The sequence below is a fragment of the Propioniciclava coleopterorum genome, assembly GCF_011393335.1.
Classification (GTDB): Bacteria; Actinomycetota; Actinomycetes; order Propionibacteriales; family Propionibacteriaceae; genus Propioniciclava; species Propioniciclava coleopterorum.
Window position 1 is genome coordinate 2026857 of sequence record NZ_CP049865.1, and the last position, 24760, is coordinate 2051616.

Genomic DNA, 24760 nt, shown 5'->3' on the forward strand with positions numbered 1-24760 from the left:
CCTCGGCCGTCCCGCCCAGCGGCGTCCGGGGGCGGGCTCAGTGGCCCGCGGGGATCCCCGCCGGGTCGGCGTCCTCGGGCTTGCGCAGGAAGAACGACGCGATCACGGCGGCGGTCCAGACCGCACCCGCGCCCAGGAACGCCCAGTGCGAGCCGGCCAGCATGGCCTGGGCCTCGGGGGCGCCCGCCTGCGCGGCGACGGCGGTCTGCATCGCGAACACCGTCACGAACAGCGCGGTCCCGGCGGCGCCGGCGACCTGCTGGATCGTGCCGATCAGCGCGGAGCCGTGCGAGTACAGCCGCGGCGGCAGCACGCCCAGCGCGACGGTGAACAGCGGCGTGAAGATGCAGGCGAACGACACGCTCATCACCACGTGGGCGACCATGATGAGCCACCACGGCGTCGTCGGGGTCAGCATCGCGAAGAACCCGAACACGGCCAGCACCACCATCGAGGCGGGGACCACCAGCACGCGCGGCCCGACGCGGTCGTACAGCCGCCCGACGAGGGGCCCATCACGCCCATGGCGATGCCGCCGGGCAGCATCATCAGCCCGACGTGCAGCGGCTGCAGCGCGTACACCTTCTGCAGCAGCAGCGGCAGCATGATGATCGAGCCGAACAGCGCCATCATCGCGATCGCCATCATGAGCAGCGCGACCGTGAAGGTGCCGAAGGTGAAGGCGCGCAGGTCCAGGAAGGCGCGCTCGCGGCCCTGGAGCACCAGCTGGCGGGCGACGAAGCCGATCAGGCCGGCGACGCCGACGCCGATCGCGAGCATCGGCTCCCAGAACGGGGCGTCGGAGCCGATGAGGCTCAGGCCGTAGATGAGGGGCGCGAACCCGATCACCGTCAGCGGGATCGACCACAGGTCCAGCGGGGCCCGGGTCGGCTCGCCGGCGTTGCGCAGCTTGAGGCGTCCGAGCACGAGCATCGCCAAGGCGATGGGCAGCACGAACGCGAAGATGTAGCGCCACGAGCCCAACTGCAGGAGCAGGCCCGACAGCGTCGGTCCGACCGCGGGCGCCACCGAGATCACCAGCGAGATGTTGCCCATCACCTTGCCGCGCCCCTGCGGCGGGACGAGGTTCATGATCGTCGTCATGAGCAGCGGCATCATGACGGCCGTCCCGGACGCCTGCACGACGCGGGCGCCCAGCAGCAGCCCGAAGCTCGGGGCGACGGCGGCGAGCAGCGTCCCGGCGCTGAACAGGGTCATGGCCAGGGTGAACACGGTGCGGGTCGGGAACCGCTCCAGCAGCCATCCCGTCACGGGGATGACGACGGCCATCGTCAGCATGAACGCGGTGGTCAGCCACTGCGCGCTGCGCTCGGTGACGCCGAAGTTCGCCATGATGCTGGTCAGCGCGACGTTCATGGTGGTCTCGTTGAGGATCACCACGAACGCGGCGATCAGCAGGATCGTGATGATCGACGTCGACCCGGACGCCGCGGGCGCCTCCTCGGTCGGGGTCGAGGGGTGAGCGGACGCCGGCGCGCGGTCCGCCGCCCGGGAGGTGGCCGGCTCGGGCGCGCCCGGCTGGCCCGGCGCCGGCTCGAAGGTCGGGGTGGTGTGGTCGAACGGCCCGTCCGCGGACGGGCTCGACGAGGTTTCGCGAGTCATGGACATGACGCTCCTCAGCGATCGATGACGGATCGAGGTCGTCGCTGACCAAGAACGAGAACGGGGCTTTACCACACGGTTCCGGGGCGCGCAGCCGAAAAAGAATATGCGAAACGGGGTTCGCGATCAAGGAGGGTTGCGCGGCCCGACCGTCGGTGCGCCCGAGGCGGCGTCGAGCGAACCCCGGCAGTGCGGGCTGGGTCGCCAGGATGGGAGTGGTGGGTTCGGCGCGGGCGATCCGCGCCGAACCCCGGCGGTCAGCCGGCGATCCAGGCGGTGGCGTCCTGCGGCAGCCGACCGTCCTCCAGCGGCGCGGAGGCCAGCAGGACCTCGCCGTCGGGAAGGTCGATCGGGTCGGCGCCGAAGTTGACCACGACGGTCAGCTCGTCGCCGCGCCGGAACGCGAGCACGTCGTCGGCGCTGTCCAGCCAGAACAGGTCGCCGTGCCGGAACTCGGGACGCTCGCGGCGCAGCTTCAGGGCGGCGCGGTACAGGTTGAGCGTCGAGTCCGGATCGGCCGCCTGGGCCTCGGCGGTCAGCTCCGCCCACTCGGCGGGCTGGGGCAGCCACGGGGCGGCGTCCGTGCCGAACCCGAACGGGGCGGTGTCGCCGGACCAGGGCAGCGGCACCCGGCAGCCGTCCCGGCCGCGGACGCGGTGGCCGGAGCGCTCCCAGGTGGGGTCGTCCAGGAGATCCTCGGGCAGGTCCTCGACCTCGGGCAGCCCGAGTTCCTCGCCCTGGTACACGTAGGCGCCGCCGGGCAGCGCCAGCTCGAGCAGGGCGGCGGCGCGGGCGCGGCGGCGTCCCAGGGCGACGTCGGTCGGCTCGCCGTGCATCGCGACGGCCAGCTCGGCCGGGTCGTCCCAGCCCTCCGCGTCGCCGGCGGCGGCGAAGTTCGCGCCGGTCACCGGCTTGCCGTACCGGGTGGCGACCCGGTTGGTGTCGTGGTTGCCCAGCACCCAGGTGGCGGGGGCGCCGACCTCGACGTGTGCGGGCAGGCTCTTGCCGATCACCGCGCGCTGCGAGGCCGCCGACCACTCCGACAGCAGGGCGTCGAAGTTGAAGGTGGAGTGCAGTCGGTCGGTGGACACGTAGCGGGTCAGTCGCTCGATCGGGTCCAGGTAGGCCTCCGCGACGAACACGCGCTCGCCGAGAGCCGTGTCGGCGTACTCGCGCGCGATGGCGCGCCAGCGGCGCTGGATCGCCTCGACGCCCGGGTGGTCCCACTGCGGGCTGCCCGGAGCCTTGTCGTTGTTGCCGTGGCCCGTGACCGGGCTGAGGGCGACGTCGGGGAGGGCGGGGTCCTTGGCCATCGAGTCGGCGACGTCGATGCGGAAGCCGTCCACGCCCCGGTCGAACCAGAACCGCAGGACGTCGTCGAACATGGCGGCGACGGCCGGGTTCTCCCAGTTCCAGTCGGGCTGGGAGATGTCGAACATGTGGAGGTACCACTGGCCCGGCGTCCCGTCGGCGTTGGTGGTGCGCGTCCAGGCGGGGCCGCCGAAGACCGAGCCCCAGTTGTTGGGCGGCAGTTCGCCGTCCTCGCCGCGGCCGTCGCGGAAGATGTAGAGGTCGCGGTCGGACGAACCCGGCTCGGCGGCCAGCGCGCGGCGGAACCACGGGTGGTCCCACGAGGAGTGGTTCGGTACGAGGTCGATGAAGACGCGCAGCCCGAGCGCGTGCGCCTTCTCGATCAGCTCGTCGGCGTCGGCGAGCGTCCCGAAGCGCGGCGAGATGTCGCGGTAGTCGGCGACGTCGTAGCCGCCGTCCAGCAGCGGCGAGGGGTACCACGGGCTGATCCACAGCGCGTCCACGCCCAGGTCGGCGAGGTAGGGCAGCTTGGAGATGATGCCCTGGACGTCGCCGGTGCCGTCGTTGTCGGCGTCCGCGAACGAGCGCGGGTACACCTGGTAGACGACGGCCGTGCGCCACCAGTCGGGATCGTCGAAGTGGGGGTTCTTGGCCGCGACCTGCGGCGTGGAGGATGCGTGGGTCACGCAGACCAGTGTTTCGGCCGCGTGGGCGCACATCAAGCCTTTGCCGCGAAGAATATTCGGCGCCTCCCGGCGCCGGGCGACCCGGCGACCGAGGGGCGGGCCCGGGCGCGTCCGCGGCGGCGCGACCCTAGGCTGACGGCCAGGAACGTCGCCGACGGAGGGACGAGAACCGTGTGGGCCATGCAACTGACCGCGCCGGAGCGGATCGAACGCGTCGAGGTGCCCGACCTGACCGCCGACGCGCTCGGCCCCGACGAGGTGCTGCTGCGGTTCGTCACCGGGGGGCTGTGCGGCAGCGACTCGCCCAAGTTCCGCGGCGCCTTCGACCCGGACGAGCCGTTCGTCGGCGCCCCCGGCGTCCCGCTGCACGAACTGGTGGGCGAGGTGGTCGCCAGCACCTCGTCGCGGCACGCCCCCGGTTCGCACGTGGTCGGCCTGGTGCAGCGGTTCGCCGGCCTGGCCCAGTTCAGCCGGACGGCCGCGGACACGGTGGTCGCCGTCGCGCCCGGCCTCGACCCGGCCGACGCGGTGGTCGTCCAGCCCGTCGCGACCGTGCTGAACGCGCTGCGCCGCCTGCCCGAGCCGGTGAACGACCGGGCCGTCGTGCTCGGGTTGGGTCCGCTGGGGCTGCTGTTCTGCCACACGCTGCACCAGCGCGGCTACCGCGTCACCGGCGTCGACCGGGTGGACCGCTCCGACGTGGCGGCGGCGTTCGGCATCGACGACCTGGTCACGGCGGACATCGACGCGTGGACGGATGCCTCCGGCGCGGACGCGGCCGTGGTCGTCGAGGCGGTCGGGCATGACCAGCGTCTCGTCGCGGACGCTGTCCGCCTGGCCGCGAACGAGGGCCACGTCGTGGCGTTCGGCCTGCCCGACGGCGACGCGATCTTCCCGCTGCGGGAGTTCTACCAGCGCCGGCTGTCGCTGACCAGCGGGAACACCCGCGACTGGCAGCGCTACCTCGCCGAGGCGCAGGACTACGTCCTGGAGCACCCCGAGCTGCACACCGTGGGGATCACCCACCGGTTCCACCCGTTCGACGCGCAGGAGGCGTTCGCCACCCACGTCCGCCCGTCCGCCGGCCGGCTCAAGGTGGTGTTGTCGGAGTCGGTCGCCCGCCGGGGCCAAGGGGCCTGAGGCCCCGGCACCCGGCGGGCGCCCGGGGGCTCAGGACTCGGGCGCCCCGCCGATGTCGACCATCCACGGGATGCCGAACTTGTCGATCAGCTGGCCGTACTCGTCGCCCCAGGCCTGCTTGGCCAGCGGCATCACGATCGTCGCGCCATCCGACAGGCCCTCCCAGTAGCCCTTGAGCTCGTCGGACTCCGTGCCGGAGATGCTGATCGAGATGTTCTGGCCGACGGGGGACGCCTCCATGCCCGGGGGCAGGTCGGACGCCATGATGGTGTAGCCGGCGGGCGTCTCGAGCTGGGCGTGCATGACGCCGTCGGAGTCGCCGAAGCCGAACTGCGCGAAGGTCGCGATGGTGAGCTCGCCGCCCAGGACGTCGCGGTAGAACTCCATGGCCTCGCGGGTCGTGCTCGCGAAGTTGAGGTAGGGGTTGAGACGGGACATGGTTCCTCCGAAATCGATGCGTTGGGGCGCGCGGAACAAGGTAATCCCGCCGCGCCCGCTCTGACCAGACCCCGTCGTCTCGACTTCGACTGCGTTCTTCGGTCACGCGGACCACGCGCGCTCACGCGGCACGGTCAACCCGGGTTCATGGACGCCACAAGGGTGTTCGCCGGCGAGGCGAGGTGCGCGCGGCGGGCGGGTCGCCGCCCCAGGGGATCTCTCAGAGAGTGCCCGGGGCGCGCCGGAGTTCCACCGGCAGGTCCTCCAGCAGGCGGAGCCAGAGCTCGGACGCCGTCGGATAGGACGGCACGGCGTGCCGTAGCACGCGCACGGGGATGCCTCCCACGAGGGCGATCGTCGCCGCGTGCACGAGCTCGGCAGTGTCGGGGCCGACGAATGTCGCCCCCAGCAGGACACCCTCGTCGGCGTCGACCACGAGCTGCGCCCGCCCGGCCGCGTCGTCCTGCAGCAGGGCGGCCCCCGAGGCGGCGTCCCACGGCGCCGAGGAGGTCACCACGCGGTGCCCGGCGTCGCGGGCGGCCGCCTCCGTGAGCCCGACGGTCGCGACCTGCGGGTCGGTGAAGATGACCTGCGGCACCGGGACCGACTCCGGCGGGTCCGCATCGGGCGGGGCACCGCCGAACCGGTGCGCCAGGTCGGCGCCGACGACCCGGGCGCGGTACTTGCCCCAGTGTGTCAGCGGGGCCTCGCCCGACGCGTCCCCGACGGCCAGTAGCCAGTCCGGAAGGCGTCCCGCGGTGACGTCGTCGCGGCCCAGGCCCACGGCGTCCAGGCCAAGGTCGTCCAGGCGGGGGCGGCGCCCGGTCGCGACGAGCACCTCCTCGACCGTGAGCGGGCCGTCGGGTAGGTCGAGGGTGACGTGCCCGCCGTGGATCCGGCCCAACCCGGTGTCGTGGGCGTGCGGGCGGTGTGCGCCGGACGCCTCGACGCCGAACCGGACGTCCACGCCCGCGCTGCGCAGCCCGGCGGCGACCAGGTCGCTCGCGAAGGGTTCGGCCGAGGCCAGCACCCGCTCGCCGCGGACCAGCAGCGTCACGTCGGAGCCGAGGGCGGCCAGCCAGGTCGCCGCCTCGACCGCCACCACGCCGCCGCCGACCACCGCGAGGGTGCCGGGCACCTCGCGCACCCCGGTCGCGTCGCGGGAGCCCCAGGGGGCGAGATCCCGGAACAGCGCCGGTACGACCGGGACGCTGCCGGTGGCGATCACCACCGCGCACCGCGCCTCCAGGTCGCGCGCGCCGTCGGGACCCTCGACCCGCACCCGCCGCTCGCCGATCAGGCGGCCGTGGCCGCGGATCGGGCGCAGGCCCGCGTCGGTCGCCCAGCGCACCTGGCCGGCGTCGTCGTAGTGGGCGACCCACGCGTCCCGGCGGGCGAGCAGGGCGCGGGCGTCCAGGGTCGCGCCCGTCACGCCGGGCAGATGGGACGCCGTCCGCAGCACGCTCACCGGGCGCAGCAGGGCCTTGCTCGGCATGCAGGCGTAGTAGGAGCACTCGCCCCCGAAGAGCTCGCCGTCGATCAGCGCCGCGGTGAGGTCCGTGCCCTGCGTCGCGTACTGGGCGACGTTCTCGCCGACCGGCCCGGCGCCGATCACGATGAAGTCGAACGCGTCATCAGCCATGCTCCAGCCTGACACGGATCCCTCGCCCGAGCGCCCGTGAGTTCCTGGCGCCGGCCCGTCGCCGTCGCAAGGCCAGCCGCCCTCGCTTGGGACGAGCCGCCCGCGTTCGCGACGAGCCGCCCCCGTTCGCGACGAGCCGCTCGCGTTCGCGACGAGTCGCCCGGGTTTGCAGCGAGCCGCCCTCGTTTGGGACGAGTCGCCCGCGTTTGCGTCGAGTCGCCCCTGTTTGCGTCGAGTCGCCCGCGTTTGCGACGAACCGCCCCTGTTTGCGACGACCCGCCCCCGTTCGCGACCAGCCGCTCACTCTTGGAACCAACCGCCCCCGTTCGATGCAGACGCCCCCGTTGCAGCGGGGGCGTCTGCACCGAGAGGGGGCGGGAAGTTGCTGCCCGTCCGACCAATGGACGCCTTCTCAGCGTCACCGGCAGGTGGGGAGGGGCGGCGGTGCTTGGTCACGCGGACGCTCCAGGCGTCGATGCGGACGCGATCGGGCTGCGGGACGCGGTGACACGACGAAGCTGCCGGCGAACTCGGCGAACTCGGCGAACTCGGGAACTCGGCGAACCCGGCGGACGGCGAGTACGGCGTCATGGTCCTCGCGTGTTCGGTCGGGTCGAGGCTCGAACCGGTCGGGGAGGCGGGGCTGGCCGCGCCACCGGGCGGCGGACCTGAGGTCCGAGCACGTCGCGCCACGCCGGTCGGCACGACGCGCGGCCGCCGCGCCGGAGCCGGGCGGGGAAGGCGTGCCACGGTGGACCCATGACGACTCCGGAGTTCGTGCTCGCGCTGCGCGAGAAGATCGGCGACCACCCCCTGTGGCTGCCCGGGGTGAAGGGGATCGTGCTCCGGGCCGTCGGGGAACCGCCGGACGCGACGGCGGAGGTGCTGCTGGTCCAGCGCCGCGACAACGGCCGCTGGACCGTCCCCGCGGGCATCCTCGAGCCCGGCGAGGAGCCCGCCGACGGCATCGCGCGAGAGGTATTCGAGGAGACGGGCGTGACGGCCGAGCCGGTCCGACTGGTGGGGGTGCAGGCGCTGCCGCCGACCGTCTACCCCAACGGGGACCGCGCCCGCTACCTCGACGTGATCGTCGCGCTCGACCCGCGCTCGGGTGAGGCGCACGTCCACGACGACGAGAGCATCGACGTCGCCTGGCGGGCCGTCGACGACCTGGCCGACGTCCCGCCGCTGCACCGCCGCGCGATCGAATGGGCGCTGTCCCAGGATCCGCGCTTCGCGCCCACGGGTGCCGCGGACCCTGCGGGCTGGTTCGTGCACGACGGACGCCCCACGCGGCCCCCGGCGTCCGGAGCGCGCTAGCCAGACGGCCGGGTGGCCGGTCGGTCGCGAGGAATCGGGGCCTGGCGACGATTCCGATCACGCACCGGCAGCAGGGGCCCTGCACGCCGCGGTGTTGGGAACGGCCAGGCTCGAGGCGTCCTGCGTGCGGTCACCGTGAATCGGCGTCCGCCGCTTCCACGCCGGCCCGGTGCCGGCGACCGTGGGCGTCGTGTCCGGGCCCCGCATCCGGATGCAAGGGGAGCGCCACACGTGCGCTGGACGTTGCGCAGGGTGGCGCGCACGTTCTCACGCAGCGGTCGAGCGCCCGTCCCGGTGCCGGCCCCTCGGGGTAGCGTGGCCGCATGGCGCAGATCACCAGCACCGCCGTCGTCCCGACGGACCGGGCGGCGCGATTCGGCAAGCAGTTGGCCTCCCACCTCGGCCGCCGCAACGGCGGGGAGTGGCTCGATGACGAGCAACGCGGGAGCGTCGACTTCGTGGAGGCGACCGCCGCGCTGGCCGCCTCGCCGGACGCGCTCACCCTGACCGTGGACGCCGGACCCGAGGTGATCGAGCGCTTCGAGCAGGTGGTGGGACGCCACCTCGTGCGGTTCGGACGCGACGCCGGGTTCGTGGTGACCTGGACGCGCTCCGACGGCACCCCGGGCAGCGAGCAGCGCTTCGACGACCCGGACGACCGCCCGGAGGCCGGGCAGACCACGAAGGAGGAACAGCGATGACCCGCACCGAAACCGACAGCATGGGCCCCATCGAGGTGGCCGACGAGGCCTACTGGGGCGCGCAGACGCAGCGCTCGCTGGGCAACTTCGACATCGGCCGCGACACGTTCGTGTGGGGCCGCCCGATGATCCGCGCCCTCGGCGTCCTGAAGAAGGCCGCCGCCCAGGCCAACGGCGAACTGGGCGAACTGCCCGTCGAGACCGCCGACCTGATCGTGCGCGCGGCCGACGACGTCATCGCCGGGACGCTCGACGACCAGTTCCCGCTGGTGGTGTTCCAGACCGGCTCGGGCACCCAGTCGAACATGAACGCCAACGAGGTCATCAGCAACCGCGCGATCGAACTCGCCGGCGGCGTCCGGGGCAGCAAGCAGCCCGTGCACCCCAACGACCACGTCAACCGGGGCCAGAGCTCCAACGACACGTTCCCGACCGCGATGCACATCGCCGTCGTCGGCGAGCTCAACGACCGGCTCTACGGCGCGATCGGCCACCTGCGCAACACCCTGGCCGCGAAGGCGGAGGAGTACGCCGAGGTCGTCATGGTCGGCCGCACGCACCTGCAGGACGCCACCCCCGTCACGCTCGGGCAGGTCATCGGCGGCTGGGTCGCGCAACTCGACTTCGCGCTGGAGGACGTCCACCACGCCGAGGGCGGCGTCCGCGAGCTCGCCATCGGCGGGACGGCCGTCGGCACCGGCCTCAACGCGCACCCCGACTTCGGCAAGCTCGCCGCGAAGATGATCTCGGCGGAGACCGGGCTGGACTTCGTGCAGGCCCCCGACCTGTTCGCCAGCCTCTCGGCGCACGACGCCCTGGTCGAGGTCAGCTCGTCGCTGCGCCTGTTGGCCGGCGCGATGATGAAGATCGCCAACGACGTCCGCTGGTACGCGTCCGGGCCGCGCAACGGCATCGGCGAACTGCACATCCCCGAGAACGAGCCGGGCAGTTCGATCATGCCGGGCAAGGTGAACCCCACCCAGAGCGAGGCGGTCACCATGGTCGCCACCCGCGTGTTCGGCAACGACGCGACGGTCGGGTTCGCCGGAAGCCAGGGCAACTTCCAGCTCAACGTGTTCAAGCCGGTGATGGCGCACGCCGTCCTGGAGTCGACCCGGCTGCTCGCCGACGCGGCGGTGTCCTTCACCGACCACTGCGTCGCCGGCCTGGAGCCCAACCTGGCCCGCATCCAGGCCAACCTCGACTCGAACCTGATGCAGGTCACGGCCCTCAACCGGCACATCGGCTACGACGCCGCCGCCGCGATCGCGAAGGACGCCAACAAGACCGGGTCGACGCTGCGCGAGGCGGCGCTGCGGTCGGGTCACCTGACCGAGGAGCAGTTCGACGCGTGGGTCGTCCCGATGGACATGACCCACCCGTCCGCCGCCGAGTAGCGATCCGCCGAGCAACCGATGTTGCTGCTGGTCCCTGCGGACCCGCTGCGGGGTGCCCGCCCGGATCCGCACTGGGCCCGGGAGTACGAGGCCGCGCTCGCGCTCGGCCTGGACGTGGCCCTGCTGGACCACGACGCCGCCGAGCGCGGGGACGCCGCCGCGGCGGTCCACCGCGTGCCCGCCTCGGCCGACGTCGTCTACCGCGGCTGGATGCTGACCGCGGGGCAGTACGCGGGGGTGGCCGGCGCGCTGGCGGGCCGCGGCGCGCGGCTGCGCACCAGTCCGGACGCCTTCCGCGCCGCCCACGAGCTGCCCGGCTGGGCGCCGACGTTCGAGGGGCTGACCCCCGACACCGCGGTCGCAGACGGCTTCGACCGGCCGGCGTTCGAGGCGGCGCTGGACCGGCTCGGCCCCGGTGCCGCGGTGCTGCGGGACCACGTGAAGTCGGCCAAGCAGGACTGGGAGACTGCGTGCTTCGTGCCGGAGGCGTCCGACCGGGAGCGGGCGTGGCGCGTGGCGCAGAACCTGATCCGGATCAGGGGCGACCACGCCGTCGGCGGCCTGGTGGCCCGCCGCTTCGAGGAGCTGACCGGCCCCGAACTGCGCAGCTGGTGGGTCGACGGCGCGCTGGTGTGCATCGGCGCCCACCCGGACGAACCCGACGCCGACACCCCGGGCGGCAAGGGCGTCGCCGCCTGCGACGAGTCGCCCCGCGACCCGGCCCTGGTCGCCTTCCTGGAGGCCATCGGCGTCCGGGTGCGCGGGCTGGGCCTGCCGTTCGTGACGGTCGACCTGGCCCGCGGCGCCGACCGCTGGTGGGTCATCGAACTGGGCGACGGCCAGGTCAGCGACCTGCGCCGCGACGCCGACCCGCGCGTCCTGCTGCGGGCGCTCGCCGAGTGAGCCGGACGCCGTCCCGGCGGGAGGAGCGCTGCAGTCGGGCGCTGCCGGGCCGCGGACGCAGTCGATCGACGGGGCGTCCGACCGTGGGGTTAGGCTCGGACGGGTGAGGATCGCCACCTGGAACGTGAACTCGGTCAAGCAGCGCGTGCCCCGGCTGCTGCCCTGGCTGGACGAGCGCAAGCCCGACGTCGTGTGCCTGCAGGAGACCAAGCTGAGCGACGAGGCGTTCGCCGACCTGCTCGCCGGTCCGCTGGCCGAGCGCGGCTACACCTTCGCCCACCACGGACAGGGCCAGTGGAACGGGGTGGCGCTGCTGTCGCGGGTGGGGCTCGCGGACGTGGAGCGCGGCTTCCCGGGGCAGCCCGACTTCGCCGACCGGGCCGAGGCGCGCGCCATCGGCGCCGACTGCGGCGGGGTGAAGGTGTGGAGCCTCTACGTGCCCAACGGGCGCGAGGTCGACTCCGACCACTACGCCTACAAGCTCAGCTGGCTGGACGCCCTGGCGGCGCACGCGGCGTCCGGGCCGGGCGACGTGGCGCTGTGCGGCGACATGAACATCGCCCCCGCGGACGCCGATCTGTTCGACCCGGCCGCCTACGTCGGCCACACCCACGTCACGCCCCGGGAGCGCGAGCGGCTCGCCGCGTTCGGGCTCGTCGACGTGATGCGGGAGCGCTGGCCCGATGAGCGGGTCTTCTCCTACTGGGACTACCGCGCGGGCATGTTCCACCAGGACCTCGGCATGCGGATCGACCTGGTTCTCGCCTCGGGGCCGGTCGCCGGGCGCGTCCGGGCGACGTGGGTCGACCGGGCCGCACGCAAGGGCAAGCTGCCCAGCGACCACGCGCCCGTGATCGTGGACCTGGACGTCGCGCCCGACGGCGACATCGGTCCGGTCGTGCCGCCGCCGTCGCGTCCAGCGCGGGGACGCCGCGGCGTCACGCTGCCGCAGGGGTCGCGGTAGGCCGCCGAAATGGCACGGCACGGGGGCGACCTCGAACGGACGACGCGGACGGCGGCGTGACGCGTCATGCCGGTGACCGTGCCGGCGAGGGGACGCACAACACCGGTGATCGGGCGGCCCAGGTGGCCGTGCTGGTCGCCCTGAACGAGGCCGATCTGCTCCGCGCGTTCGCGCTGGAGCGCGCGCCCCGCTGGGTACGGGGCACTGTGGCACGACCGTTCCGCGGCCGCGTCCGGCGCCTGGCCGAACAACTGGCGGACTTCGACGCCGCGGTCGCGGCGGTGGGGCTGCCGGCGGCGTCCGCGGCGATGCTCGCTCACCTCGTGCCGCGGCTGACCGTGCGCGGTGCCGCGCCGGCGACTGGTCCGATCCTCGTGGTCGCGAACCATCCCGGGCTGTTCGACGCGCTCGCCCTGTTCGCCGCGCTCGGCCGCGACGACGTGGCCGTGGTCGCCCTGGATCACCCCTTCCTGCGGGCGCTCCCCGCGCTGCGCGCGCACGTGATCCCGGTGCCGGCGGAGGGACCGCGCGCCGGGGTGCTGCGCGCGATGGCGGCACGGTTGGGGTCCGGCGGGGCCGTCGTGACGTTCCCGGCCGGCGCCATCGAACCCGACCCGGGCGTCCGGGACGCGACGGCGTCGTTGGCGCGCTGGTCGGGCAGCGGCGCGACGGTGCTGCGCTTGGCGCCCGGTTCGCGGATCGTCCCGGCGGTGATCAGCGGCGTGCACACGGCCCGCGCCTTGGACCACCCGCTGACGCGGCTGCGGCGGCGTCCCGCCGACCGGGAGTGGCTCGCCGCGGTCGGGCAGCTACTGAGCGCCCGGTGGCGGACGCGGCACGTCACCGTCCGGTTCGGCGCCCCCATCGACGACGCCGACGGGGTGCCGGCCGCGGTCGGCGACCTGCTGGCCGCCGCCAGATGCGCGGGCTGACCATCGCTGTGCTGAGCGGAGACGCCGGCCTGATCGGTGGTGTCGTTCTGGTGCCGCGCGTCGAGTGGGTGCGGCTCATCACCCCTTGTCGCGTGCTCTCGGCCGCCGACTGGGGGCACCAGAACGACACCGACCGGCACGGTGGCGCCGAGGCCGCAGCCGTGGGTGTCGACCAGAAGGTGTTGAGGCGGGGTGGACGGCTCAGTAGCTCGTGCCGGGGCCGGGGCGGTAGACGAGGTCGTCGTAGTCGGGGTGGCGGTTGATCCAGTCGCTGACGAACGGGCAGGTCGAGAGCACCTGCATGCCCTGGCTCCGGACATGATCGAGGGTGGCCTGCACCAGCCGACTTCCCAGGCCGAGCCGCTCCCAGCGGCGACTCACCTCGGTGTGGGTGAAGACGATGATCTCGCTGGTCTGGTCGTAGGAGGCCCACCCCAGCACCTTGCGCCCCAGACGGGCTTCGAAGCGGCGGCGTTCGGGGTTGTCGATGACCTCGACACCGTCCAGTTCGTCCATGCTGCATCATACGACGACGGCTCACCCCCTCCGGGGGAGCGCCGTCTCGGTGACGCCGTTCGGCGGTCGGCTCACGTCGCCATGGGGCGACTCGGGGCAGTGCCGGCCGGCCGCGATGTCAGGGCCTCCACCGTGGAGGCGCCAGTCCCCGCGATGTCAGGGGGTCTCCACCGTGGGGGCGGTCATCGTGGGGGGCGCCGACGAGCCGATCAGTGCTCGGCGCGGAACCGGGCGTGCACCTTCGCCGAGCCGCGGACGTCCTCGGGGGAGAGTTCGGTGGTCTCCGCGACAGCCTTGCCGCGCATCATCACGCCGGCGGGGCCGTCGTAGGCGACGGCGGGCATCGGGCCGTTCTCGCCGAGGAGGCCGGGGTCCGCGACCTGCTCGACTTGGATCGTCGCGTAGCCGCAGGCTGTGGCGATCGCGGTGGCGCGCTGGCGGGCGTCGGCCACGGCGTCCGTGAGCGCCTTCGCCTCCACCTCCAAGCGGGTCGCATCGGTCAGCGCCCATTCGACGTACCCGACGTTGACGTCCTCGTCCGCGCCCCACCGGGTCACCGCGGCGGCGAGTTCGGTGAAGTCGCGGAACTTCACCTGGATGCGCGCCGACGCCGAGTACCGGCGCGGCCCGGGCTTGCCCTGGGGGTTGGTCGGCTGCCACGAGGAGGTGGTCAGCGGACCGACGCTGAACCACGTCACCGGGGCGTCGTCGCCGGCCGCGAGCCGGCGCACCTCGGCGTCGATCCGGGCGACCGCGCTCTGGGCGCGGCGGCTGGCGCGCGCGGCGTCGACGTCCTCGGCCGTGACGCGCATCTGGGCGGTGCCGCGCTCCGGCGGGATGGAGTACTCGCTGGTGCCCATGACGGAGATCTGCATGCGGTTGCCCCCTTCGGCGTCCGGACGCGTCCGCGTCCTGAGGGGACGATACCGGCCCGAACTGCCGAAACAGGCCGGCCACGGAGAGGTCGTGCGGCCCGCGTGGCCGTCCGCGGGCGGGTTGCGAGGTCGTGTGTGTCGGGCGTTGAGCCGGCAGGACCAGAACCCCGGCGCCCGACGCCGCGCCGCCCGGTGACCCGCCACCCGGCGACACGGCCGCCGGTGACCCGGCCACCCGGCGACACGGCCACCCGGCGACCCGGCCATCCGCCGGCGTGGTCGGCGTGGGGCCCTACGATGAGCGGACGTACGAGAGCGAGGGGGAGCATGGACGCGTCCCAGCCGGTGGGGCGGCTGCGGCTGCCGGTGGTCGCCGCGCCGATGTTCCTGATCTCCGATCCCGCGCTCGTGGTGGCGTGCTGCCGCGCCGGGGTGGTCGGGACGCTCCCGGCGCTCAACCAGCGCACCACCGCCGGGTTCGCCGGCTGGCTCGAGGAGATCGAGGCCCAGCTGAGCCCCGCCGACGCGCCCTACGGCGTCAACCTCATCGTGCACCCGTCCAACCCGCGGCTGCGGGCCGACCTCGACCTGGTCGTCGCCCACCGCGTCCCGATCGTCATCACCTCCCTCGGCGCGGTCACCGACGTCGTGGACGCGGTGCACTCCTACGGCGGGCTGGTGCTGCACGACGTCACGACGCTGCGGCACGCCCGCAAGGCAGCCGCCGCCGGCGTGGACGGCCTCATCCTCGTCTCGGGCGGTGCGGGCGGCCACGCCGGCTCGACCAACCCGTTCGCCCTGATGGCGGCCGTCCGGCCCTGGTTCGACGGGCTGGTGCTGCTCGCGGGCAGCCTGTCCACGGGCGCGGACGTCCTGGCCGCGCAGGCGCTCGGCGCCGACCTGGCCTACCTCGGCACCCGCTTCATCGCCACCGCCGAGGCGGGCGCGTCGGACGCCTACAAGGCGATGCTCGTCGAGGCGGGCGCCGCCGACGTCGTCTACACCCCCGCCGTCAGCTCGATCCCGGCCAGCTTCCTGCGCGCCAGCCTGGACGCCGCCGGCATCGACCCGGACGCCGCCCCCGGCCCCGTCGACCTCGACCACCTCACCCGGCCCGATGAGACGCAGGCCAAGGCGTGGCGCGACATTTGGTCGGCGGGCCAGGGCGTCCAGGCCATTACCGACGCGCCCCCGGTCGCCGGCCTGGTCGACCGGCTGGCGGGCGAGTACGACGCCGCGCTCGCCCGGCTCGACGGCCTGGCGCGCCCCCGCGTCACCTGACCGACACGCGGCGTCCGGTGCCCGGCCCCACCGACCGCCGTCCCGACCGGGGGCCGCAGCACACGAGGGGAACAGCGATGACAACGTTCGTCATGGTCGGCTGGGGCTACCGCTCCCGCGCCTGGTGGGAGGCCGCCCAGGGGATCGGCGCCGAGTGCGTCGGCATGGTCGTCCGGACGCCGCGGGACACCCCGGTGCCCGCCTACCACTCGCTGCCCGAGGCGCTGGCCAAGACCGGGGCGAAGCTCGTCGTCGCGTCGGTGTCCTGGGACCAGACGCCCGTGATCGCCCGGCAGGCGGTCGAGGCGGGCGTCGGCGTCCTGCTGGAGACGCCCGCCGCCGGCAACACCGAGGGGCTCGAGGCGCTGTGGCGCGACGTCGGCGCCAGCGGGCTGGTGCAGGTCGCGGAGCAGTACCCGCGCTACCCCTCGCACGCGGCGCGCCTGGCGGTCACGGCGTCCGGGGTGATCGGGACGCCGACGCAGGTCCAGGTGTCCTCGACGCAGACCTACCACGCGGTGGCCCTGATGCGGGCCCACCTCGGCCTGCCCATGGGGGCCGCGCGGGTCACCGCGGCGAGCGTCACCGCGCCGGCGCTGCAGCCGCTGTCGCGCGCCGGCTGGACCGGCAAGACCGAGCCCGAGGACACCACCACCCGGCACGCCGTGTTCGACTTCGGCGACGGCCGCAGCGGCGTCTACGACTTCAGCGACCAGCAGACGCGCAACCTGCTGCGGTTCCGCCGGCTCGCGGTCCGCGGGACGCTCGGCGAACTGGACGGCGACGACGTCGTCCGCTGGGGCGGGCCGGAGACGATCCTGACCGGACGCATCGAGCGGCGGCAGACCGGCTACGACCTCGACATGTCGGGCTTCGATTCGGAGCACCTCAGCTACGAGGGGAGGTGCTGTGGCGCAACCCGTGGCCCGGCAACCACTGGCCCGACGACACGATCGCCACCGCGACGCTGCTGCGCGACACGCTGGCGTGGGCCGACGGCGGAGCCCCGGAACCGTATCCGCTCGCCCAGGGCTGCCAGGACGCCGCGCTCGGCTTCGCGATCGAGCAGGCGATCAAGGCGCAGCGCCCCGTGGAGGTGCCCGCCGGCCCCTGGGCCGGCTGAGGGGCGTCAGCCGAGCGTGAGCTCGACGGCGCCGGTCGCGCCCAGCTGGTAGGGGGACCGCGCCACTCGATCAGGGTCGTGTCGAACGTCCAGGTGGCGTCATCGTGGCCCCTTCCGGGTCGCGCGACCAGCACTCCCCGGTCGCGCGACAGGCCCCTCGCTAGGCGATCCGGTCGATCACGAGCGGGCGGGCGACGAACGTCTCGCCCTCCTCGGCGAAGCTGATCGCGTCCGCCAGCACCTCCTGCGCCCGGCCGAAGCGGGCCGGGTCTGAGGTGTGCAGCGTCAGCAGCGGTTGGCCGGCCTTCACGGCGTCGCCCGGCTTGGCGTGCAACTCGACGCCGGCGGCGAAGTCGACCGGATCCTCCTTGCGGGCGCGGCCCGCGCCCAGGCGCCAGGCGGCGACGGCGACGTCCATCGCGTCGATGCCGGCGATGACCCCGTCGTGGTCGGCGGTGATGACCTCGGTGTCCGCGGCCACGGGCAGCGGGGCGTCCACGTCGCCGCCCTGAGCGGTGACCATCCGGCGCCACACGTCCATGGCGCGTCCGTCGGACAGGGCGGCCTCGACGTCGGCGTCCGGTTGACCGGCGGCGGCCAGCATCTCCCGCGCCAGCGCGACGGTGAGCTCGACCACGTCGGACGGCCCGCCCCCGGCCAGCACCTCGACGGACTCGCGCACCTCGAGCGCGTTGCCGACGGTCAGGCCGAGCGGGGTGGACATGTCGGTGAGCAGGGCGACGGTCTTCAGCCCGGCGTCGGTGCCCAGGTCGACCATGGTGCGGGCCAGCTCGCGGGCCTTGGCCTCGTCGGTCATGAAGGCGCCCGCGCCGGTCTTGACGTCGAGCACGAGCGCGCCCGTGCCCTCGGCGATCTTCTTGCTCATGATCGAGGATGCGATCAGCGGGATGCAGTCCACCGTCGCGGTGGTGTCGCGCAGCGCGTAGAGCTTCTTGTCCGCCGGCGCCAGGCCCGTGCCGGCCGCGCAGATCACGCCGCCGACCTCGCGCAGGATGGTGAACATCTCCTGGTTGGACAGGTTCGCGCGCCACCCGGGGATCGACTCCATCTTGTCCAGCGTGCCGCCGGTGTGGCCGAGGCCCCGGCCCGACAACTGGGGCACCCGGACGCCGAACGCGGCGACCAGCGGCACCAGCGGCAGCGTGATCTTGTCCCCGACGCCGCCGGTGGAGTGCTTGTCGGCGGTCGCCCCCAGCACGGTGAAGTCGAGCCGCTCGCCGGACTCGATCATCGCGCGCGTCCAGCGCTCGATCTCGGGGCGGGTCATGCCGTTGAGGAAGATCGCCATGGCGAGCGCGGACATCTGCTCGTCCGCGACGACGCCCCTGGTGTAGGCGTCCACCACCCAGGCGATCTGATCGTCGGACAGTGTTCCGGAGTCCCGCTTGGTGCGGATGACGTCGACAGCATCGAAGGGCTCAACCATGGGCTCAGCGTATGGCTCGGACTAGGTTGGGACCACTCGAACGGCGCCGTCCAGGGGAGGCAGCATGAGCAACACCGAGACCGACGCCCGCCCGATCGTGTGCGAACACGGCGAGGCGGCCGACCCCCACCTGGTGGAGGCCTACGAACCCAAGGACGTGCAGCTGGGCGGCGAGGACGCGATGCGGGTGCGCCGCACGCTGCCGAACCTGCGCCGCTCCTTCGTGGGCGCCTGGTGCTTCATCGACCACTACGGCCCCGAGGAGGGGGCGTGCATGGACGTGCCGCCGCACCCCCACACCGGGCTGCAGACCGTGAGTTGGCTGTTCAGCGGCGAGATCGAGCACCGGGACTCCGGCGGCGTCCACGCGATGGTGCGGCCCGGCCAGGTCAACCTCATGACGTCCGGCTACGGCATCGCGCACTCTGAGGTGTCGACGCGGAGCCGGGCCGCGCTGCACGGCGTCCAACTGTGGGTGGTGCTGCCCGAGCACTCCGCGGACCTGAGTCGCGAGTTCCAGCACCACGAGCCGGACGCCGACGCCCCGGCCCCCGGCGTCTCGGCGCGGACGTTCATCGGACGCCTCGGCGACGCGTCCTCGCCGGTGCACACCGAGACGCCGCTGCTGGGGGCGGAGATCGTCCTGGCGCCCGGGGCGACGTGGGAGACCGAGGTCGCCTCCGGGTTCGAGCACGGCGTCCTGGTCGACACCGGCGTCGTGGACTTCGACGGCACCCGCCTGGACCCGAGCGTGCTCGGCGTCCGAGACGCGGGCCTGGGGCACCTGCGCCTGCACAACCCCACGGACGCCCCCGCCCGGCTGATGCTGCTCGGAGGGGAGCCGTTCGACGAGGGCGTGGTGATGTGGTGGAACTTCATCGGGCGCAGCCACGAGGACATCGCCCGGCTGCGGCAGGAATGGAACGACGCCCCCGACGACCGCTTCGGCGCCGTCGCCGGCTACCGGGGGCCGGTGCCCCGGCTGAAGGCGCCGGTGCTGCCGGATCTACGGCTCAAGCCGCGGTTCCGTCGGGGCCGTGCCCAGTAGAGCCGGCGACGTTGCCGGCCCGGACCGCCCCAGGTAGGCAGGGGCCAGGGCTGTTCCGGGCACGAAAAAGCGCCGAGACCGGAAGGTCTCGGCGCGGTCTGGGCGAACAGGGTCAGCGGGGCTGGTCGTGGTAAACGAGATCCGCCATGTTCATGCCCCCGTGGAAAGCCGCCTTGAGGCTCAGGAACAGGAAACGCATCGCACACACTCACTTATTGTCGTAAATCTTCCGGCTGTCCGCCGCTCTGGCTACAAATATACGCGACTAGCACTCGTTAGCGCAACAGGCAACGGTTCTGGTTGCACTCGCTTGCCTCCCCGCGCGATCCCGCCTTGTCGGAGCCGTGATGGGGTGTCCAAATAGGCGTCCAGTATGTGGACGCGCCGGGAGCGCGGCAGGTCCGCGGTTCCGGCGGGCGGGGCGGTCGCGGGGGGGCGAGACGTCGCGGCGCCCCGTCCGGGTGGGTGTGGCCGTGGTCGTCGCGGGCGCGCCGTCCCGGGTGTGGCCGTGGTCGTCGCGGCAGCGACCGCTCGAGAAAGGCTGCCGGCGGGGCGGTTCGCGGTCCGCCCCGCCGGCGCTGTTCCAATGGGGCGTGGCGCGCTCAGGCGTTCGGGTCGTCGCGCAGCGCCTCCCGGCGCTCGTCGTCGGCACTGTCCGAGGCGTCCTGCGGCGGGGGCAGGCTCTCGTCCTCGTGGGCCGTCCCGTAGTTCTTGGGGGCGCCGTCCTCGGTCTGGTTGGCGTACTCGGCGTAGGGAGTGGGGTCGCCCTCGTCGACGATGCCGCCGGGGCGGAGGCGGTCGATCTCCGAGACCTCGCCGCCGTCCACGTACTCGCCCTGGTTGTCGCTCATGCGCGCTCCTCTCGTCGGTGAGTGGGTCCGCCGGCCGCTCGCGGCGGGGTGCGGGCCGCGCGGCGGGGGTGCCGCGTCCGGTCAGCCTACGCCGCGGGTGGTCGCCGCGTAACGGCGTGAGGGGCGCCCGTCCGCCCAGCAGCCCCCGGATCATGCAGCGGTTGGCGTCGAGTTGCGCAAGGTTGCCAAAAATGGACAGCGCTTTCTTTGAAAACATCGGATGAACGACCGGCGTCGCGCCCAACGACGTTTCACCAGCTTCGGATCCCGCATGACGTGGTTATCTAGGACCTTCATCTCTATTTTTGTGCGGTTGCGTGTTGTTGTCCCCCTTCGGGGGACACGTCCCCCTGGCCCGGAGCGGGCACGGGGAGCCCTCCTCCCGAGGGGGTGACGTCCTCCGACGTGTGACGCCTCACCCATAACATGGGTTCGTTGATCTTCGCCGGTCCTCTCAACTCGCCCTCGTCAGGAACGGTGTTCCATCTTTCGGGAGGCCCCGCCCATGACATTGTCCACATCGACCCGCGCCGAGGTGCAAGCCGGATATCTGTTCCCCGATGTACAGATCGATCCGTCGAATCGGCCCCACCGCCTCATCGAGTTCTTCGAGCGATCCGTCGATCGCGCTCCCGACCAGACCGCCCTGGTGTGCCACGGCGAGACCCTGACGTACGCCGACCTCGAACGGCGCGCGAACCGGCTGGCCAACCACCTCATCGCCCAGGGCGCGCGCCCGGGGGAGCGGGTCGGCATCTTCGTCCAGCGTTCCGTGGACATGTACGTCGCGATCCTCGGCGTCGTCAAGACCGGCGCGGCGTACGTCCCGATCGATCCGGCCGCGCCCGCGGACCGCGTCCACTACTTCGCCCAGGACGCCTCGCTCGTCGCCCTGCTGACGACCTCCGACAAGGTCGACGTCGCACGCGAGGCCGGCGTCCCGCTGCTGCAACTGGACACCGAGGCCGAGGTCATTGCCGCACGGTCCGAGCGGCGTCCCCACACCGATCCCGCGGGCGATCCGGTCGCCTACATCATCTACACCTCGGGCTCCACGGGGCGTCCCAAGGGGGTGCTGGTCGCCCAGTCGTCGATCACCAACTTCGTCGACGTCGCGATCCAGATCTACGACGTGCGGCCCACCGACCGCGTGTACCAGGGGCTCACCATCGCGTTCGACTTCTCTTTGGAGGAGCTGTGGCCGACGTGGGGCGTCGGCGCCACCATGGTGGCCGGCCCGATCGACGGCCGTCAGGTCGGCAGCGGCCTGGCCGACTTCCTCGAGGAGGAGCGGGTCACGTTCTACCACGGCGTGCCGACCGTTCTGGCCACGATCGACCGCCCGCTGCCGCTGCTGCGCACCCTCAACCTCGGCGGCGAGGCCTGCCCGCAGGGGCTCGTGGAGCGCTGGGGCGGCCCGGAGCGGCGGATCCTCAACACCTACGGCCCGACCGAGTGCACCTCCTCGTGCACCTACGCCGAACTCGTGCCCGGGAAGCCGGTCACGATCGGCGTCCCGCTGCCCACCTACTTCGCCGCGCTGCTGGGGAGGACGGCCAGCCGGTCGCCGACGGCGAGATCGGCGAACTCGCGATCGGCGGCGTCGGGGTCGCGATCGGCTACCTCAACCGCCCCGACCTGACGGAGGCCAAGTTCGTCGTCAACGAGCACGGCGACCGGATGTACCGGACGGGCGACCTCGCCCGCCTGACCGCGGACCGTGAGATCGAGTACCTCGGGCGCGCGGACGCCGAGGTCAAGGTGCGCGGCCACCGCGTCGACCTGGGGGAGATCGAGACCTCGATCCAGGAGAACCCCGCCGTGCAGGCGGCCGTGGTGAACCTGATCGACAAGGAGATCAACGGCGGCCGGCTCGCCGCCTTCATCCTGCTCGCGCGCCCCGTCGACGACGTGGACGCGCTGCGGATGGACCTGCACGAACACATGCGCGCGAAGCTCCCGCCGTACATGGTCCCGGACTTCATCGACACCATCGACACCATCCCGCTGATGCCCTCGGGCAAGGCTGATCGCAAGGCGCTGCCGCGTCCGGCGACGGACCCGCTGGTGTCCTCCGGGGGCGAGTTCGTCGCGCCCGAGGGCGAGATCGAGGAGTACCTGAACGGGGTCTGGGCCGACGTGCTCGGACTGCCCGCGGAGACCATCTCGGTCGCGGCCGACCTGTTCGACGACCTCGGGGCCACTCGCTGGTCGCCGCCACGCTGGTGTCGGCCCTGCGCCGCTCCGGCGAGTTCGGCACAGCGACGCTGTCGGTGCCCGAGGTGTACGAGCACCCCACGATCCGCGGTCTCGCGGCCCATCTCGCGGAGCAGGCGACGCAGGACCGGTTGCCGCGGCTGTCGCGGGACGAGGTCGTCGCGGCGCGCCCCGCCCCCGCCCCCTGGTGGCGCGTGTGGGGTTTCGGGCTCGCGCAGTTGGGCTGGATCGTCGCCACCGTCGTGGTCGCGATGTTCCCGGTCGGGATCGTCTACGCCGCCAACGGCGGCGAGCCGAACTACACCATGCTGCTGCAGATGGGCCTGACCGTGCCGTTCTCGTACCTGCTGTCGCGCTGGGCGATGCCCGCGCTGGCCGCCAGGACGTTCGGACGCCGGATCCGGCCGGGCAGCTACCCCCTGTACGGGGCGATGCACCTGGCGGTCTGGGTCGTCGGGCGCGCCATGAGCCTGTCGCCCATGCCGCGGCTCGCCGGCTCGCCGTACGCGCTGACGTACCTGCGCTGGTGCGGTGCGCGCATCGGCCCGGAGTGCCACCTGGGCACCGCCGAAATCCCGCTCCCCACGATGCTCGAGGTCGGCCGCAACGTGACCGTCGGCTACGCGACGCACCTCGCCGGCTACGAGATCCGCGGGGGTTACCTGCACGTCGGACGCATCCAGTTGGGTGACGACGTGATGGTGGGGGCCAACTCGGTGCTCGCCCCCGGCGCGGTGCTCGGCGCCGGCGCCGTGCTCGGCAACCAGTCGCTGGTGCCCGAGGACGTGGCGGTGCCCGCGGGCGAGTTCTGGGACGGTTCGCCGGCCACCAACGGCTCGCGCGATGCCGACCCGGTCGTCACGGAGATGCTCGAGTGCGATCACGCCCCCCGCGACTGGGGGCGGGCCGAACTGAGCCGCTTCCGGGTGAGTATCCTCGCGCTGGAGCTCGTCCCGATGGTCGCGCTGATCCCGTCCTTCCTCCTGGTGTGGGCGACCCTCATGACGTTCGATCACATCGCGGCGCTGCTGATGACGCTCGCCACGGGGCCGTTGTTCGTGATCACCGCGTGCACGCTCATCCTGATGCTGCGGCGGTTCGCCCTGGAGCGCACCCCGGTCGGCATCCACCACCTCCGTTCGACGCTCGGCGTCGAGAAGTGGTTCTCCGACCAGCTCCTCAGCGTCAACCTCGAGTTGACCAACTCGCTGTTCGGCACCCTCTACACGCCGCACTGGCTCCGCCGGCTGGGGGCGAACATCGGCAAGCACGCCGAGATCGCCACCATCGCGAACATCGACCCCGATCTCCTCACGCTGGGCGAGGGCGCGTTCGTCGCCGACATGGGCTCGGTCGGGTCGGCGATCTACGCCAACGGCCACGTCGCGTTCCGGCCCACCACGGTCGGCGACCGGGCGTTCGTCGGGAACGCCGCGTTCGTCCCCTCGGGGAGCGAGATGGGCGACAACTCGCTCATCGGCGTCATGTCCATCCCCCCGACCGGGGGCATGGCCGAAGGGACGTCCTGGCTGGGCTCGCCCGCGATCTACCTCCCCAAGCGCGAGGTCTACGAGGAGTTCGACGAGAAGGCCACCTTCGCGCCCCCGCGCTGGAAGGTCGTCTCGCGCTACGTCATCGAGTTCTTCCGGGCCTGCCTCCCGGCCACGATCCTGGGCCTGTCGACGTTCGGGACGCTCATGACCGTCTCGCTCATCGCGGCGGAGGAGCTGCCCCTGTGGGTGACCGTGGCGGCCACCCCGCTGCTGGCGCTCGCGTTCTCGGTGCTCACCGTCTTCGTCATCGCCCTCATGAAGTGGCTGATCGTGGGGCGCTACCGGCCCCGCGTCCAGGCGCTGTGGAGCGGGTTCGTCCGCCGCACCGAGTTCATGACCGGCATCTTCGAGACGACGGCGGTCCCGGTCCTCTTACAGACCCTCGCGGGCACCCCCATGCTGCCGCCGCTGCTGCGCCTGTTCGGTGTGCGGATCGGACGCCGCTGCCTGCTGGACACCACCTACATCACCGAGTTCGACCTGGTGACGATCGGCGACGACGTCTCCGTCGGGGCGCACGTGTCGCTGCAGACCCACCTCTTCGAGGATCGGGTCATGAAGATGGGCCGCGTCCGCCTCGAGGACGACAGCTCGATCGGCGTCCGCGGGATCGTGCTGTACGGCGCCACCCTCGGCGACCACGCCGAACTGGCGCCGCTGTCGCTGGTCATGAAGGGTGAATCCATCCCGCCGGCGACCCGCTGGATCGGCATCCCGGCCCGACCCGACGCGATCGGCGCGGGTGAACTCCCGGCCCCGATCCCGCGACGAGCGCGGGTGCACGCATGACCG

The 24760-nt window shown here is 73.0% G+C and carries 22 protein-coding genes; 13 read left to right on the forward strand and 9 right to left on the reverse strand.

Annotated features, from left to right (window positions below; translation table 11 throughout):
- Positions 1–37: 37 nt before the first annotated feature.
- From G7070_RS17800 to G7070_RS09725, 3 genes are all read right to left on the reverse strand, one after another.
- Positions 38–472: an MFS transporter gene (locus G7070_RS17800; protein ID WP_206079714.1), complete on the reverse strand. Its 435-nt coding sequence runs from the start codon at positions 470–472 to the stop codon at positions 38–40.
- On the reverse strand, positions 412–1623 hold the full coding sequence (locus tag G7070_RS09720; protein ID WP_206079715.1) for a DHA2 family efflux MFS transporter permease subunit: 1212 nt from the start codon (positions 1621–1623) through the stop codon (positions 412–414). Before G7070_RS09720 ends, G7070_RS17800 begins: the two co-directional genes overlap by 61 nt.
- A gap of 257 nt (positions 1624–1880) precedes the next feature.
- Positions 1881–3653: a glycoside hydrolase family 13 protein gene (locus G7070_RS09725; RefSeq protein ID WP_166233570.1), complete on the reverse strand. Its 1773-nt coding sequence runs from the start codon at positions 3651–3653 to the stop codon at positions 1881–1883.
- Between the two features lie 147 nt (positions 3654–3800).
- Between G7070_RS09725 and G7070_RS09730 the strand changes: the two genes are divergently transcribed.
- Positions 3801–4760: a zinc-binding dehydrogenase gene (locus tag G7070_RS09730; RefSeq protein ID WP_166233571.1), complete on the forward strand. Its 960-nt coding sequence runs from the start codon at positions 3801–3803 to the stop codon at positions 4758–4760.
- Between the two features lie 30 nt (positions 4761–4790).
- Here G7070_RS09730 and G7070_RS09735 read toward each other — a convergent pair whose 3' ends face one another.
- Positions 4791–5198: a VOC family protein gene (locus tag G7070_RS09735; RefSeq protein ID WP_166233572.1), complete on the reverse strand. Its 408-nt coding sequence runs from the start codon at positions 5196–5198 to the stop codon at positions 4791–4793.
- 220 nt (positions 5199–5418) lie between these two features.
- Positions 5419–6840 carry a dihydrolipoyl dehydrogenase family protein gene (locus G7070_RS09740; protein WP_166233573.1) on the reverse strand — a complete coding sequence of 474 codons (1422 nt, stop codon included), beginning with the start codon at positions 6838–6840 and terminating at the stop codon, positions 5419–5421.
- A gap of 759 nt (positions 6841–7599) precedes the next feature.
- Here G7070_RS09740 and G7070_RS09745 point away from each other — a divergent pair.
- From G7070_RS09745 to G7070_RS09770, 6 genes are all read left to right on the forward strand, one after another.
- The gene (locus G7070_RS09745; RefSeq protein ID WP_166233574.1) at positions 7600–8160 is read left to right on the forward strand and encodes an NUDIX hydrolase; all 561 of its coding nucleotides are present in this window, start codon (positions 7600–7602) and stop codon (positions 8158–8160) included.
- A gap of 323 nt (positions 8161–8483) precedes the next feature.
- Positions 8484–8861 carry a DUF2218 domain-containing protein gene (locus tag G7070_RS09750; RefSeq protein WP_166233575.1) on the forward strand — a complete coding sequence of 126 codons (378 nt, stop codon included), beginning with the start codon at positions 8484–8486 and terminating at the stop codon, positions 8859–8861.
- Positions 8858–10258 carry a class II fumarate hydratase gene (gene fumC, locus G7070_RS09755; RefSeq protein WP_166233576.1) on the forward strand — a complete coding sequence of 467 codons (1401 nt, stop codon included), beginning with the start codon at positions 8858–8860 and terminating at the stop codon, positions 10256–10258. Before G7070_RS09750 ends, fumC begins: the two co-directional genes overlap by 4 nt.
- 18 nt (positions 10259–10276) lie before the next feature.
- Positions 10277–11161, forward strand: coding sequence for an ATP-grasp domain-containing protein (locus tag G7070_RS09760; RefSeq protein ID WP_166233577.1), 885 nt, complete (start codon positions 10277–10279; stop codon positions 11159–11161).
- Between the two features lie 103 nt (positions 11162–11264).
- Positions 11265–12125, forward strand: coding sequence for an exodeoxyribonuclease III (locus tag G7070_RS09765; RefSeq protein WP_166233578.1), 861 nt, complete (start codon positions 11265–11267; stop codon positions 12123–12125).
- A 56-nt stretch (positions 12126–12181) separates the two neighbouring features.
- A complete protein-coding gene (locus G7070_RS09770) occupies positions 12182–13057 on the forward strand; it encodes a lysophospholipid acyltransferase family protein (protein ID WP_166233579.1) in 876 nt (291 codons plus the stop codon).
- 201 nt (positions 13058–13258) lie between these two features.
- Here G7070_RS09770 and G7070_RS09775 read toward each other — a convergent pair whose 3' ends face one another.
- On the reverse strand, positions 13259–13573 hold the full coding sequence (locus G7070_RS09775) for a GNAT family N-acetyltransferase (protein ID WP_166233580.1): 315 nt from the start codon (positions 13571–13573) through the stop codon (positions 13259–13261).
- Between the two features lie 209 nt (positions 13574–13782).
- Positions 13783–14448 (reverse strand): SIMPL domain-containing protein, encoded by a 666-nt coding sequence (locus tag G7070_RS09780; RefSeq protein ID WP_166233581.1) that lies wholly within the window; start codon positions 14446–14448, stop codon positions 13783–13785.
- Between the two features lie 327 nt (positions 14449–14775).
- On the opposite strand from G7070_RS09780, the gene G7070_RS09785 reads away from it, so the two are divergent.
- Together G7070_RS09785 and G7070_RS09790 are read left to right on the forward strand one after the other, a co-directional pair.
- Entirely contained in the window at positions 14776–15729 is a 954-nt protein-coding gene (locus G7070_RS09785) for an NAD(P)H-dependent flavin oxidoreductase (RefSeq protein ID WP_166233582.1), read from the forward strand.
- 77 nt (positions 15730–15806) lie between these two features.
- Positions 15807–16904: a Gfo/Idh/MocA family oxidoreductase gene (locus tag G7070_RS09790; RefSeq protein ID WP_166233583.1), complete on the forward strand. Its 1098-nt coding sequence runs from the start codon at positions 15807–15809 to the stop codon at positions 16902–16904.
- Positions 16905–17012: 108 nt separating this feature from the next.
- Here G7070_RS09790 and G7070_RS09795 read toward each other — a convergent pair whose 3' ends face one another.
- Complete coding sequence (locus G7070_RS09795) at positions 17013–18299, reverse strand: thymidine phosphorylase (RefSeq protein ID WP_166233584.1); 1287 nt, start codon at positions 18297–18299, stop codon at positions 17013–17015.
- A 64-nt stretch (positions 18300–18363) separates the two neighbouring features.
- Here G7070_RS09795 and G7070_RS09800 point away from each other — a divergent pair, with 64 nt between their 5' ends.
- On the forward strand, positions 18364–19347 hold the full coding sequence (locus tag G7070_RS09800; protein WP_166233585.1) for a pirin family protein: 984 nt from the start codon (positions 18364–18366) through the stop codon (positions 19345–19347).
- A gap of 602 nt (positions 19348–19949) precedes the next feature.
- Here G7070_RS09800 and G7070_RS09805 read toward each other — a convergent pair.
- Positions 19950–20198 carry a hypothetical protein gene (locus G7070_RS09805; protein WP_166233586.1) on the reverse strand — a complete coding sequence of 83 codons (249 nt, stop codon included), beginning with the start codon at positions 20196–20198 and terminating at the stop codon, positions 19950–19952.
- A gap of 505 nt (positions 20199–20703) precedes the next feature.
- On the opposite strand from G7070_RS09805, the gene G7070_RS18670 reads away from it, so the two are divergent.
- Genes G7070_RS18670 through G7070_RS18675 form a run of 3 tightly spaced genes read left to right on the forward strand, consistent with a single transcriptional unit; the run spans position 20704 to position 24757 of the window.
- Positions 20704–21840, forward strand: a complete 1137-nt coding sequence (locus tag G7070_RS18670; protein ID WP_250645984.1) for an AMP-binding protein — start codon at positions 20704–20706, stop codon at positions 21838–21840.
- 38 nt (positions 21841–21878) lie between these two features.
- Entirely contained in the window at positions 21879–22742 is an 864-nt protein-coding gene (locus G7070_RS19580) for an AMP-binding enzyme (RefSeq protein WP_348981456.1), read from the forward strand.
- Positions 22667–24757, forward strand: a complete 2091-nt coding sequence (locus G7070_RS18675; RefSeq protein ID WP_348981501.1) for a Pls/PosA family non-ribosomal peptide synthetase — start codon at positions 22667–22669, stop codon at positions 24755–24757. The genes G7070_RS19580 and G7070_RS18675 overlap by 76 nt, the downstream gene beginning before the upstream one ends.
- Positions 24758–24760: the final 3 nt, after the last annotated feature.